The 13,718-nt window shown below is 55.8% G+C and carries 13 protein-coding genes and 1 riboswitch; of the genes, 5 read left to right on the forward strand and 8 right to left on the reverse strand.

Going from position 1 to position 13,718, the window contains the following annotated elements; translation table 11 throughout:
• Window positions 1-70: 70 nt before the first annotated feature.
• The 5 genes from J7395_RS03230 to J7395_RS03250 form a co-directional block, all read right to left on the reverse strand.
• Window positions 71-787 (reverse strand): hypothetical protein, encoded by a 717-nt coding sequence (locus J7395_RS03230; protein ID WP_209220500.1) that lies wholly within the window; start codon window positions 785-787, stop codon window positions 71-73.
• Window positions 788-813: 26 nt separating this feature from the next.
• Entirely contained in the window at window positions 814-2,250 is a 1,437-nt protein-coding gene (locus J7395_RS03235; RefSeq protein WP_209220501.1) for a catalase, read from the reverse strand.
• 194 nt (window positions 2,251-2,444) lie between these two features.
• Window positions 2,445-2,765, reverse strand: coding sequence for a YnfA family protein (locus J7395_RS03240; protein ID WP_209220502.1), 321 nt, complete (start codon window positions 2,763-2,765; stop codon window positions 2,445-2,447).
• Window positions 2,766-2,777: 12 nt separating this feature from the next.
• Window positions 2,778-3,800 (reverse strand): asparaginase, encoded by a 1,023-nt coding sequence (locus J7395_RS03245; RefSeq protein WP_209220503.1) that lies wholly within the window; start codon window positions 3,798-3,800, stop codon window positions 2,778-2,780.
• 110 nt (window positions 3,801-3,910) lie between these two features.
• The gene (locus tag J7395_RS03250; RefSeq protein ID WP_209220504.1) at window positions 3,911-4,396 is read right to left on the reverse strand and encodes an Lrp/AsnC family transcriptional regulator; all 486 of its coding nucleotides are present in this window, start codon (window positions 4,394-4,396) and stop codon (window positions 3,911-3,913) included.
• A 142-nt stretch (window positions 4,397-4,538) separates the two neighbouring features.
• Between J7395_RS03250 and phhA the strand changes: the two genes are divergently transcribed.
• The gene (gene phhA, locus J7395_RS03255; protein WP_209220505.1) at window positions 4,539-5,429 is read left to right on the forward strand and encodes a phenylalanine 4-monooxygenase; all 891 of its coding nucleotides are present in this window, start codon (window positions 4,539-4,541) and stop codon (window positions 5,427-5,429) included.
• Between the two features lie 125 nt (window positions 5,430-5,554).
• Here the strand turns inward: phhA and J7395_RS03260 are convergent, their stop codons facing one another.
• Window positions 5,555-5,977, reverse strand: a complete 423-nt coding sequence (locus J7395_RS03260; protein ID WP_007091698.1) for a response regulator — start codon at window positions 5,975-5,977, stop codon at window positions 5,555-5,557.
• Window positions 5,978-6,289: 312 nt separating this feature from the next.
• A riboswitch (cobalamin riboswitch) is annotated at window positions 6,290-6,389 on the forward strand.
• A gap of 114 nt (window positions 6,390-6,503) precedes the next feature.
• Between J7395_RS03260 and J7395_RS03265 the strand changes: the two genes are divergently transcribed.
• Genes J7395_RS03265 through meaB form a run of 3 tightly spaced genes read left to right on the forward strand, consistent with a single transcriptional unit; the run spans window position 6,504 to window position 11,828 of the window.
• The gene (locus J7395_RS03265) at window positions 6,504-8,567 is read left to right on the forward strand and encodes a methylmalonyl-CoA mutase family protein (protein WP_209220506.1); all 2,064 of its coding nucleotides are present in this window, start codon (window positions 6,504-6,506) and stop codon (window positions 8,565-8,567) included.
• A gap of 2 nt (window positions 8,568-8,569) precedes the next feature.
• Window positions 8,570-10,726, forward strand: coding sequence for a methylmalonyl-CoA mutase (gene scpA, locus J7395_RS03270; protein WP_209220507.1), 2,157 nt, complete (start codon window positions 8,570-8,572; stop codon window positions 10,724-10,726).
• Between the two features lie 16 nt (window positions 10,727-10,742).
• A complete protein-coding gene (meaB, locus tag J7395_RS03275; protein ID WP_209220508.1) occupies window positions 10,743-11,828 on the forward strand; it encodes a methylmalonyl Co-A mutase-associated GTPase MeaB in 1,086 nt (361 codons plus the stop codon).
• Window positions 11,829-11,878: 50 nt separating this feature from the next.
• Here meaB and J7395_RS03280 read toward each other — a convergent pair whose 3' ends face one another.
• Window positions 11,879-12,034, reverse strand: a complete 156-nt coding sequence (locus J7395_RS03280) for a hypothetical protein (RefSeq protein ID WP_156484587.1) — start codon at window positions 12,032-12,034, stop codon at window positions 11,879-11,881.
• 298 nt (window positions 12,035-12,332) lie between these two features.
• A complete protein-coding gene (locus J7395_RS03285) occupies window positions 12,333-12,488 on the reverse strand; it encodes a hypothetical protein (protein WP_156487991.1) in 156 nt (51 codons plus the stop codon).
• Window positions 12,489-12,719: 231 nt separating this feature from the next.
• Here J7395_RS03285 and J7395_RS03290 point away from each other — a divergent pair, with 231 nt between their 5' ends.
• Window positions 12,720-13,718: a tRNA-dihydrouridine synthase gene (locus tag J7395_RS03290; protein ID WP_209220509.1), complete on the forward strand. Its 999-nt coding sequence runs from the start codon at window positions 12,720-12,722 to the stop codon at window positions 13,716-13,718.

A 13,718-nucleotide genomic window follows, 5' to 3' on the forward strand; every position in this document is an offset into this window, starting at 1 on the left:
AAACAACGGAGTTGGCCGGGGAAACGAAGATGTTTCCCCGGCCAACCCGACTAAGCCCAAGCGTGTTCTACTACTTGGCAGGAACAACCTTGCCCGGCAAACTTAGGTCGCCAGAGGCAACCTTGAAAACGTCACTGACACAAAGCAGGGGCGCATGGAGGTTGCCGTTGATTTTCAGGCCCGCTGTTACACCATCATAGCTGGCCGTGCTGATACCCCCGATAAGCGCAACCGGGATGGTGACATCAACTGTATCACCGTCAAAGACGGTTTCGTATTCCGGGCTGTCGATCAGGATGGGAACACCGGGCCAGGTTGGCGGCACTTTGGGTGTTGTACCCGCGGGAATGTCCACGACCTTCAATCCGCCGCCACAGGCCTCATCCTTGGCAAGAACAACCCAATGCGGGTGCCAGATATGCCGGTTCGTTCCGCCATAAGCTGCATCGTCAAAATCGGGATGAAACGTCACGGCAAGCGCAACAATTCCCTGCGCTTTTTCAAACCCGATCTCACTGCTATCAAGACTGGTCGGCCAGACATAGGCGTAAACACTCGATCCTTCGAACTGTCCTGTTGCGTCTGGCTTGTCCTTTCCCGCCTCCCCGCGAACACGGGTGGAGAAAATTGCTATTTCACCCTTGGTCACTATCATTGTATCGACAATGTCGAATGAGGCCTGAACCGCCTCCGACGGCTCGGATTTGATTGAATGTGCAAGTACGGATGTTATTGACATCAATAACGCGCCGGTCGCAATCGCGCCGGTTACTGCTTTTGTAATCATGTCGGAAAACCTGTTCATTCAGGAGGTCAAAGCGAAATGCCAAGTGCACTTGCGATACCGTCACCATAGGCAGGGTCCGCAAGTGTGCAGTTTGCAATATGACGCCGCTGTATCACGGGATCGGCATCCCGGATGGAGCGCGCGGTATTTTCAAACAATGTCTTTTGCTGTGCTGGCGACATCAGCCGAAACAGATTGCCAGGCTGTTCGTAATGATCCTCCATGACCCGGTGGTCATGATGATCAGCATCACCGTCGAGTGGCAGCGGGGGATCAAGTTCCCGTCCGGTTTCCCATTCTGATTGCGAATTCGGGTAATAGGCAATTGTTGATCCTGCATTCCCGTCAACGCGCATTTGTCCGTCGCGATGATATGAATGGTATGGGCATTTGGGCGCATTGACCGGAATGGACGTATGATTGACGCCAAGCCTGTAACGCTGGGCATCGCCATAGGAAAACAGCCGGGCCTGAAGCATCTTGTCGGGGGAAAACCCGATACCCGGAACAATGTTCGCCGGGCTGAAGGCCGCCTGCTCCACCTCGGCAAAGACATTCTCGGGATTACGGTTCAGCTCCATGACCCCGACTTCGTGCAACGGGAAATCGCATTTCGGCCATACCTTTGTCAGATCGAAAGGATTATGGCGGTGCTGCTGCGCGTCTTCAGCCGTCATGACCTGAACATAAAGCGTCCAGGATGGGTAATTTCCCTGTTCGATGGCGTTATAAAGGTCGCGTTGATGGCTTTCTCGGTCCGCACCGATAACCGTCCCGGCATCCTCATCGGTTAAATTTTCAATGCCCTGACTGCTACGCCAGTGAAACTTTACCCAAACGCGTTCGTTGGCCTCATTGATCATGCTGAAGGTATGGCTGCCAAACCCGTGCATCGTGCGATAGGATTTTGGAATGCCCCGATCGCTCATGACGATCGTGACCTGATGAAGGGCTTCGGGCAGTAATGTCCAGAAATCCCAGTTGCTGTTGGCGCTGCGCATCCCGGTTCGTGGATCGCGCTTGACCGCATGGTTCAGATCCGGAAAACGAAGAGGATCCCGAAAGAAAAAGACCGGAGTATTGTTGCCAACCAGATCCCAGTTGCCCTGATCGGTATAAAACTTGACGGCAAAGCCGCGAATATCGCGTTCGGCATCTGCGGCACCACGTTCCCCCGCAACAGTCGAAAACCTTACAAACACAGCGGTCTGTTTGCCTGTCTGGGAAAAAATCGACGCCTTTGAAAACCGGGTGATGTCGGAGGTTACGGTAAAAGTGCCATAAGCCCCCGATCCCTTGGCATGCATGCGGCGTTCCGGGATGACTTCCCGATCAAAATGCGCAAGCTTCTCGATCAACCAGATATCCTGAAGCAATGCAGGGCCGCGGGGGCCGGCAGTCTGGATATTGAGATTGTCGACGACGGGCGCGCCATTCGCGTGTGTCAGTTTATCGCTGCTCATAATTGTCACCTGTTCTCTGCGAAGATGAGATCGTCTGCGGTGACAGAACAATGATTTGTTGCCGATATTGACGCGAGTTAATGGCTGTAAATTGATGCAAATTTACAGTTCGCCATTCATGGCAACAGCCCACGGAAAAAGAACTTCTTTAAAGCCTGATCACGCTCTTTGTGGTGCCGATGTCGGGACTGGGCCTAGCGCGGCGCGAACAAAATAATCCCCGCCCCGATCAGGCAAACGGCAACCCCGGTCATGTCCCATCGGTCGGGCATTTTACCCTCAATCAGCCACAACCAGCCCAGCGACGCGGCGATATAAATCCCGCCATAGGCCGCATAGGCCCGACCGGCAAAATCACTTTCAACCCTGGTCAAAAGCCACGCGAACACAATCAGCGACAAAATACCCGGCACGATCCAAAGCATGGATTTGCCAAGCCGAAGCCACGCCCAGAACGCAAAGCATCCGGCGATTTCGGCAATTGCTGCACCGGCATAGGCCGCAATGCTGTGCATCTTTCCCCCAAATCAGAATGCCGGGCGCAAATCCCCGGCATATTTGCCTGCCCAGTTGGTCAGAACCGGCGTCAGATAGTTTTTAAGCGTCTCGGCACGGGCATCGTCAATCACGCCATGCTGGCGCAATATCGCCCCCATCGCAACCTCGGCCCCGCGCTGGGTGCCATCATCGATCTTAAGCGCAACGCCAAGACCCTGTTTGGGGAATGCTGCGCAATAAACGCCTTCGGCGCCGACCTTGACCAGCGCATCCTCGCCACAGACTTCCATGATCCCGGTGCAAAAACGCCCGGTGCCCGCCACCATGAACGGGGCTTGCGCACATCCCTTGCGAATGCGTTTGATCGCCTCGATACGTTTGGGCGAAAGCCCGGTCGGATCAGCCATGCGCGCCATGGCAAGGCCAAGGTCACGCAACCGCATCCCGATCACCGGAATGCCGCATCCATCAATGCCGCGTGGCGTGGACGACAGATCGCAATCGCCCATTTCTTCCAGAACCCGTATCAGGCGCTGCTGAACCGGATGGGCTTCTTCAATGTAACCTTCGGGATCATCACCCAGATGCTGCGCGGTCGTCAGGAACCCGCAATGCTTGCCCGAACAGTTATTATGCGCCTTTGAAAGCTTCACATGATCAGACGCCTGCTTGATCGCCGCATTCAGGCTTAGCGAATAATGCGGCGCACAGGCCAGCGTATCGACGGACAACCCGATTTTCTCAAGCCATGCGGCAACGGTCTTGGCATGTTCTTCCTCGCCATTATGCGACGAACAGGCCAGCGCGATATGTTTGTCCTCAAGCCCGAAGGCATCCGCCGCCCCGCTTTCAAGCAGCGGGATCGCCAGCAACGGCTTGATCGCGGATCGCGGATACATCAACGCGTCAATATCGCCCCCTTCGGCAACCACGGTGCCATCGGCCTTCATCACGACATACCGCCCGCGATGGAAACTTTCGACCATCCCGCCACGCGTGGCTTCGACAAGGATCGGATTGGCAGCAATCTGGTTGGCAGAATTGGCAGGCATCTTGGGGCTCTCCATGACCGGGCGCATTCAGAACAGGATCAAACCTATGCCCGAAATTCCCCCTGAAAAGCAAGCATCACCCGTGATGCAGTGCAGCGTGATCAAAACGATCACCCACCCGCCAGATGACCAACCGGAATGGCCGTCTGGTTCTTGTATTCCTTCAGCACAAGGCTTGACTGCACATCACGCACATTGGGCATCGATAACAGCTTGTGCGTGACGAAATCCCCGAAGCTTTCAATATCGCGCGCCAGGGCCACCAGAAGGAAATCCTGCCGCCCGGTCATCGCCCAGCAGGACATGATCTGCGGCAGGTCGTTCATCGCCTTGGCGAAATCCTCTGCCCCTTCTTCGGTATGGCGTTGCAGGCGGACCTGAATGGTTGCCAGCACGCCAAGCCCTGCCTTCTTGCGATCCAGCAACGCCACCGTCTGTCGGATGATGCCCGATGCCTCAAGCTGCTTGACCCGGCGCAGGCAGGGCGATGGCGACATACCAACCTTTTCGGCCAGTTGCACATTGCTGATCGATGCGTCGCGCTGAAGGATTTGCAGGATTTTGATATCGGTCGGGCTTAATTGCATCTCGGTCATTTTTTGCCCCGAAACTGGTTTATACGGTCACATCTGATCAACCATAACGCATTTTGACCGCGACATCGCGCGAAAATGACATTTGAATTGATGTAAAATGGCTCATGCAGAAAGTCTCATCAGGGAGCAAACGAGGACCGTCATGGACCAGAACAAAAATCTGCGCGGCGATTACAGCCACATCAATGACGACTACACCGTGGCCCAGGACTGGGCATCCTATTCCGCCGCCGAACATGACCTTTGGCGGAAACTTTATGCCCGCCAGAAGGCGATCCTGCCGGGCTATGCCGCCCCCGATTACATCCGCAATCTTGAAAAACTTGATGCCGCCGATGGCATTCCGCATTTCGGCCGGGTCAGTGAGAAACTGCATGCCGCCACCGGCTGGCACCTTGTCGCGGTGCCGGGGCTGGTGCCCGATGATGTGTTTTTCGATCATCTTGCCAACCGGCGCTTTCCGGTAACCGTCTGGCTGCGCAAGCCCGAAGAAATCGACTATCTGGTTGAACCCGACATCTTCCATGACTTCTTTGGTCATGTGCCGATGCTTTATGATCCGGTCTTTGCCGATTATCTGGCGGCCTATGGTGCCAAGGGGCCCGAGGCGATTGCCAAAGGCGGGCTCAAAAAACTTGCACGGATGTACTGGTACATGGTCGAGTTCGGCCTGATCATGACCGACCATGGATTGCGCGCCTATGGCGCGGGCATGCTGTCATCGCAAACGGAAACCATCTATTCCGTATCTGATCCAACCCCCAACCGGGTGGCATTTGATCTCGAACGGGTGATGGCAACCGACTATGCGATTGATGATTTCCAGAAAACCTATTTCGTGCTGACCGACTACCAACAACTTTTCGACGCAATGGATGCGGATTTTGCGGCCATCTATGACCGCCTCGCCCAGCGTCCAACCATCGATCCGTCGACCACGCTTGCCAGTGATCGGCTTTATCATGTCCACGGGGACGAGGACCATACGATCGCCATGCCATCGGGTGACCCGGCACAGCTTCGCCACGCCTGAGACGGCATTTGCTATTATGATATGAGCAATACGAAAAATCGGGTCGAACGGCATTTTTTGCCAAAAGACCCGATTTTTTGATTATTCACTAAAAATGAAAAATGCAGGCGATTGCCAAAAATAACTCAGCAATGGCTCATGGATTTATCGAGCGCCCGGTTAAGCTGCTCGATCACCACCATCGGGCTTGCATCCTTGCTGATGAAATCAGCCGCGCCAAGAGCATCGGCCTGGGCCCGCGTATCGGCATCATAATGGGCCGAGAAGAACAGAACCGGCACTTCAACCGCATTGGGATAGCGGCGGCGAATCTCGCAAAAGGCTTCAAACCCGCTCATCCCGGGCATTTCAAGATCCAGAATGATCGCCCGCGGATAAAGACCGTCCAGTTGGTCGATCAAATCGTCGGCACAATCAAACCCTGCCACGTCATAGCCGGCACGGCGCAAAACGGTTTCAAGAGCCGCCTTGGCGCTGGGGCTGTCGTCGGCAAACACCACCAGACCGTCATTCATTGGTCGGGGCGGCACGGCGCTAAGCGCATTCATGGATGGCAATACTCCGAGATTTGGGACAGCCCCAATCTGGCAGACGAAAATGTCAAATTGGTTAAACCCCGCAATTTTTCCCAGAAACCATCACAATCCGGCCAAAGTATAATGGCAGCGGCACGCCATTAATATCCGTTCATCAATCTCGCCCTTGGCAGAAAACAACCACTTTTCAGAAAGATAACGTTACGGAATGCTGCAAGACGACGGCGGGATTGACCTAAATAGGTATTTCCATGCATATTTACGTAATTATGGGCGGGTGCTATAAACACCGCCATGTCGCAGATGCGATATGAAACATTCTTTCGGGAATTCGGTGCGGTCCGGCGCATGTCCGCGATCAAGGCCGAAGCTGCCCTCGCAACTGTAACTGCGCCGTTTTTGGCGGCGCATAAGCCAGATACCGAAAGATGGCTCTTGTTTCTGCCGGACCGGGCGGGGTGTACCGGGCGGAGGGAGTCCGTTGTAAAATAGATATCGGCCCAGATCCGAAAAGATCCGACCGCGACCGGGAGAGAGCATGACAGACCCGTTAAAGCTGGCCTCAGAGTTTCCAGCCGCCGATTATGCAAGCTGGCGTCAACTGGCGGAATCCGGCCTGAAAGGCGCATCCTTTGACAAGAAACTGGTCACAAGGATGCTTGACGGTTTCGCGATGCAGCCGCTTTACACCAACGACGATCAGGACGACGCAACCCGCCTGATCCATCAGGTCCTGTGTGCCGCCGTCGATGCCAAGGACTCCGCCAGCGGCTGGGACATCCGCCAGCTTCATGCCCATCCCGATCCCAAATCGGTCAATGCCGCGATTCTCGATGATCTGGAAAACGGCGCAACGTCGGTCCTGCTACGTCTGGATGCCGCCGCACGCACGGGCGCGGATATCACATCGGGCGATGCTGGCATTGACGGCATTGCCATTCACTGCCTTGCCGATCTCGATGTCACACTTGACGATGTCTATACCAACCTTGCGACCGTTGCACTTGATGCCGGTGCCGCCGCAATCCCGGCCGCCGCCCTTTTGGCCGCGCGCCTTGAAAAGGACGGGCAAAACAGCGCCGACGCGGATGACGATTTTGCAAGCGACGCCGCACCGGCCTTCAACATCGATCCGATTGGCACCTTGGCCGCAACAGGGTGCCTTCCGGTTTCAGTCGATGATGCGATCAAACAGGCCGCTGATATTGCCGCCGATCTGATCGACCGTTTCCCGCACGCCACTGCCATCACGGTAAATGGCGCGCCGTTTTACAATGCCGGTGCAACCGATGGGCAGGAACTCGCCTGCCTGCTGGCAGGTGGTGTGACCTACCTTCGCGCGCTGACCGATACCGGCATGGTGATTGATCAGGCGGCGGGTGCGATTGCGTTCAATGTGGCGGTTGGCACCGATTTCTTTGCCGGGATTGCCAAGCTTCGTGCGCTTCGCCTGATGTGGAGCCGGATTCTTTCGGCATCGGGTGTGGATGACGCCACCATCACGATCAATGCGGTATCGGCCGAAATGGCCCTGTCGAAGGTTGATCCATGGGTCAATATGCTGCGCACCACCGTCACCAGCCTGAGCGCCGGTCTGGGTGGGGCCGATAGCGTTATCTGCCTGCCCTATGATCATCTGATCGGCCTGTCTGATGGCTTTGCGCGCCGCATTGCGCGCAACACCCAACTGATCCTGCAGGAAGAAAGCAACGTTCATCGTGTGATCGACCCGGCAGGCGGTTCATGGTTCATCGAAAACCTGACCCGCGAACTGGCATCCAATGCCTGGGGCCGGTTCCAGTCACTTGAAGCCAAGGGCGGCATTATCAAGACCCTTGCCGACGGGTCCCTGCAAAAAGAGATTTCCGAAATCTGGCAGACCCGCGAAAGCCGCGTTGCCACCCGGCGCGATCCGCTGACCGGCGTGTCGGAATTCCCCAACATCGCCGAGGCCAAAGTCACCTGCGATGCGCCAGACCTGACGACAATCCGCAAGGAAGCCAAAGCCCGCCAGACCGGGTTTAAGGATGCAATCGGCATCAGCCTTGAGGGTCTGATCACGGCGGCCAAATCCGGTGCAACCATCACACAGATGTATGAAGCCCTTTATGGCAAGGCCGCGGACACAACCATCGATCCGCTGCCAATTCATCGTCTTTCGGAAAGCTTCGAAACCCTGCGCGATCGTGCCGATGCCCACAAGGCATCAACCGGCAAATTTCCGCAAATCTTTCTGGCCAATCTGGGCCCGGTTGCCAAGCACACCGCGCGCGCCATGTTTGCCCGAAACTTCTTCGAGGCCGGCGGGATCGAGGCGATCCCCAATAACGGCTTTGCCGATGCCAGCGATGCCGCCAAGGCATTTGTTGAAAGTGGTGCCAAAATCGCAGTCATTTGTGGATCGGACCCGCAATATGCCGACATGGCCGCCGATGTTGCCAAAGCCCTTAAACAGGCCGGAGCGACCCGCATTTACCTTGCCGGGCATCCCGGCGATGCCAGGGCCGATTACGAGGCGGCGGGTATTGATGATTTCATATTTATCGGGGCGGATGTTCTCGCGATCTGCGAGACGGCCCTTTCACATCTGGGGGTAAAATAACCATGACCCGGATTCCGGACTTTTCCGATCTGCCGCTGTTTGATGGCGCAACTTCCGGCCCGACCAGCCCGGTCAATACAGCACCCTGGACCACCCCCGAAGGCATTGATGTCAAGGCCGTCTTTGGCGCGGATGATCTGGCGGGGCTTGATCATCTCAACACCATGCCGGGCATGCCGCCCTTCCTGCGCGGCCCCTATCCGACCATGTATGTCCAGCAACCCTGGACGATCCGGCAATATGCCGGTTTTTCGACCGCCGAAGAATCCAACGCGTTTTATCGCCGCAACCTTGCCGCCGGGCAAAAGGGCCTGTCGATTGCCTTCGACCTTGCCACCCATCGCGGCTATGACAGCGACCATCCACGTGTGACCGGTGATGTCGGCATGGCCGGGGTGGCAATTGACAGCATCTATGACATGCGGACCCTTTTTGATGGTATTCCGCTCGATCAGATGTCGGTCTCCATGACCATGAATGGTGCGGTTCTGCCGGTGATGGCACTTTATATCGCGGCTGCCGAAGAACAGGGTGTGAAGCATGAACAGCTTTCAGGCACCATTCAGAATGACATTCTGAAGGAATTCATGGTCCGCAATACCTATATCTATCCGCCGAAACCCTCGATGCGGATCATTTCGGACATCTTTGCCTTTACCTCGCAAAACATGCCGAAATTCAATTCGATCTCGATTTCCGGCTATCACATGCAGGAAGCCGGGGCGACCGCGGACCTTGAACTGGCCTATACCCTTGCCGATGGCATCGAATATGCCCGTGCCGGTCAGGCCGCCGGGCTTCCGATTGATAAATTCGCGCCGCGTCTGTCGTTCTTCTGGGCGATTGGCATGAATTTCTTTATGGAAATCGCCAAAATGCGGGCTGCGCGCATGATCTGGGCCAAACTGATCAAACAGTTCGATCCGCAGAACCCCAAATCGCTTTCGTTGCGCACGCACAGCCAGACATCGGGCTGGTCACTGACAGCACAGGATGTGTTTAACAATGTCATCAGAACCTGTGTCGAGGCGATGGCATCAACCCAAGGCCACACGCAGTCGCTTCATACCAACGCCCTTGACGAAGCATTGGCCCTGCCGACCGATTTTTCGGCCCGCATTGCCCGCAATACACAGCTTTTCCTGCAACAGGAAAGCGGTACGACCAAGATCATCGATCCGTGGGGCGGGTCCTATTATGTTGAACGGCTGACCCGTGATCTGGCGGAAAAGGCATGGGCCCATATTCTTGAGGTCGAAGAACAGGGCGGCATGGCCAAGGCGATTGAAGCCGGCATTCCGAAAATGCGCATCGAAGAAGCGGCTGCGCGCACACAGGCCCGCATCGATAGCGGCCGTCAGACACTGGTGGGCGTGAACAAATACCGTGCGACCGATGATCGCCCGGTCGATGTTTTGCAGGTCGATAACGCCGAAGTCCGCCGTCAGCAGATCGCCAAGCTGGAACGTCTGCGCGCCGAACGCAACAATGCGGATGTTGAAAGCGCCCTTACCGCCCTGACCAATGCCGCCGATCAGGGGAATGGCAATCTGCTTGAACTTGCCGTGCAGGCCGCCCGGTCGAAATGCACGGTGGGCGAGATTTCCGACGCGCTTGAAAAGGTTTATGGCCGTCATCAAGCCGTGATCCGGTCGATTTCGGGGGTCTATAAAACCGAAGTCGGTGCCGATAACGAAGCACTGGCCAAAGTCGACCGGCTGGTAAACGAGTTCGAACAATCTGAGGGCCGCCGCCCGCGCATCCTGATTGCCAAGATGGGGCAGGACGGGCATGACCGCGGCCAGAAAGTCATAGCAACCGCCTTTGCCGATCTTGGCTTTGACGTCGATATCGGCCCGCTGTTCCAGACACCCGAAGAAGCCGCGCGGCAGGCGGTCGAGAACGATGTGCATATCGTCGGTGCCAGTTCTCTTGCTGCCGGTCACCTGACACTTGTGCCGCAGCTTCGTGCGGAGTTGGACAAGCTTGGCCGCGAAGACATCATGATCGTTGCGGGTGGTGTTATCCCGCCGCAGGACTTTGACAAGCTATACGAAGCCGGGGCCGAGGCGATCTTCCCGCCTGGAACCGTGATTGCCGAAGCGGCCTGTGACCTGTTAGAAAAGCTGAAGGAATCAACGTCCGAGGAAGCGGCCTGATTGTGAAGGCAAGATCGTGACAGAAACCGCGCCAAAGAGTGCGCCCCAAAATGCACCGGAAACACTGCGCACCCTATCGGGCGGCCCCAAGGGCCAGCCCCGCAAAACGGTGCGCAGACGGGTTCTTTCAACCGACCAGATTGTCGATGGCATTCTGGCCGGTGACCGCACCATTCTGTCACGCGCGATCACGCTGGTCGAAAGCCGCAATGCCAGACATTTTGATCAGGCGCAGGATGTTCTTTCGCGCCTGATGCCCCATACTGGCGGGTCACAGCGCATCGGCATTACGGGTGTCCCCGGTGTCGGCAAATCCACCTTTATCGAGGCATTTGGCAAAAACCTGACCAAGGCGGGCAAAAAGGTCGCCGTGCTCGCGGTTGATCCCACAAGTGCACGGTCAGGTGGTTCGATCCTGGGTGACAAGACCCGGATGAATGAACTTTCGATCGATCCCAATGCCTATATCCGCCCATCGCCCAGCAGTGGCTATCTGGGCGGGGTCAATCGCATGACCCGCGAAACCATTTTGCTGTGTGAGGCAGCCGGTTTTGATGTGGTTCTGGTCGAAACCGTCGGGGCCGGTCAAAGCGAAACCATGGTCGCCCAGATGACCGATTTCTTTCTGGTTCTGATGCTGCCCGGTGCCGGGGATGAATTGCAGGGGATAAAGAAAGGCGTTCTTGAAATCGCCGATCTGATCGCGGTCAACAAGGCCGATGCCGACCCGGCCAAGGCGCGCGAAGCCAAACGCGAATATTCATCCGCCCTTCGCATCCTGCAACCCAGCAGCCATCATTGGCGCCCGCAATCGATCATGGTTTCCGCCCTGATCAATGACGGACTTGATCAGGTCTGGGATTTGATCAACCAACACCGCACCATCATGGAAAACGAAGGCGAGTTCGCCGCCAAACGGGCCCGTCAGCAACGCGACTGGATGTGGACCATGTTGCGCGACCGGTTGCTTGAAACATTTACCGCCCGCCAAGATGTTGCCGGACGCCTCAAAGCCCTTGAAGCCGACGTGCTGGCCGGATCAACCAACCCGACCGCCGCGGTCGAGGAAATGCTTGGATTGATCAAGTCCCCACAAAAGTAAAGGCCGCACAGAAGTGCGACCTTTGATTGGATAGCCCATCGCAGCAGGTCTTATTTCTTTTCGCCAGCTGCTTCGAGTTTTGCCTTGAGAACCTTAAGCTTCTCGACGGCTTCATTGATTTCAGTATCAAGATGCGCAAGGTCTTCACGTTTGTCACGCGGCATGGCTTCAATCTCGTTCAAAGCTTTTTCGATGATATAAAGCAAATTCTGTCCTCCATTAATGGCTGCCGGTTATATGACAGCTCGAAATCTCTTTGTCTTAAGCAGGCCGTAATCCGGCCTGTCATAATCGCCACCGTCATAGCCCGGTTTGCTATCAGTCCCCATGATCCTGATCAACAATCCGGTCAAGCCGGATCAACGGCTTATTGGTAGCGCACCCGTTTTAGTGCGCACCAATGAGCCGCCCGGATCGTCTGCCGGACCCGCAGGTTATTCTACCCAAAACAGGGGCAAAGAAACAGGGATCAAGACGCTATTTGTTGAAAAAGCAGACCGGAAACTAGCCGTTGGTGGCAGGCTGTTCGAGTTTGTCTTTGAGGATTTTCAGATTTTGCGCGGTTGATTTCATCACGGTTTCAAGACGTGACAGTTTTTCACGGGCATCGCGCGATACGGCTTCGACTTCGTCCAGCGCACTTTCGATGACATACAGCATTTCCACACTCTCCTGCCCGAACCATTCGTTCGGGTCGTTTTATTGTGATTAGACCTTATGAAGGTGGGCGGGAAATTCGCTGAAACATTGTCGGAATTAAGCCAAATTGGCCTTAATTCGCCGATCCTGCTGTTGGCAGGACAAACCTGATCTGTGATTTTTGACCGGCATGATGTTGCGGTTTGTGTTAAAAGCCGCGCACTCAATTTCATTTAACGGGATAATTCGCAAATGACGCATCTGGTGCTTGCACCAATGGAAGGACTGGTCGACTGGCGCGTTCGGCAATTGCTGAGTGCGACGGGCGGGTTTGACCTGTGCGTGACCGAGTTTATCCGTGTGTCGCAAAACCTGTTTCCGGCCCACGTGTTTTACCGTTATTGCCCCGAACTGCTTCAGGGTGGCAAAACCGCATCGGGCACGCCGGTTCTGGTGCAGTTGATGGGCCATGATCCCGAATTGATGGGCGAAAATGCCGCCTTTGCCGCGTCCCTTGGTGCACCGGGGATTGATATCAACTTCGGCTGTCCGTCCAAGACCGTAAATAAACGCGAAGCTGGCGCGTCGCTTTTGAAATGCCCGGACAATCTATTCAACATTGTTTCGGCCGTTCGTCGTGCGGTTCCCGATCATATCCCGGTCAGTGCAAAAATCCGTCTGGGTTATGCCGACAAGGAACTGTTTCTGGACAATTCGCGCGCGGTCGAGGCCGCCGGTGCGCAGCACCTGACAGTGCATGCGCGCACCAAGCTTGAAGGATATAAACCGCCCGCACATTGGGAATATCTGGCGCGCATCCGCGACGCCATTTCAATCCCGATGACCGCCAACGGCGAAATCTGGACGGTCGAGGATTACGCAAAATGCCGGGATGTTTCCGGTTGCACGTCCTTCATGCTGGGCCGCGGCGCCATTGCCGCCCCCGACATGGCCAATCGCATCAAGGCGTCTGAAGCGGGCCAGAACCTTGAAAAACAAAGCTGGTCCGATGTCCTGACGATGCTTTTGACCTATATCGATCTGATGAATGCCGATGACACCACCGAAAATCATCAGGCAGGGCGTATCAAGCAATGGGTGGCGATGATCCGCAAGGGGCATGAACAGGCCGCCGATTGCTTTGACGAGATCAAGCGCATTCGCGACATTCACGAGCTTCGCGCCAAACTGACCATGGATCGCGACAATCCGGATAATCAGCGGACAAATGTTCCGATTGCCGCCGAATAG

This window comes from Thalassospira sp. A3_1, assembly GCF_017744215.1.
Lineage (GTDB): Bacteria > Pseudomonadota > Alphaproteobacteria > Rhodospirillales > Thalassospiraceae > Thalassospira > Thalassospira lucentensis_A.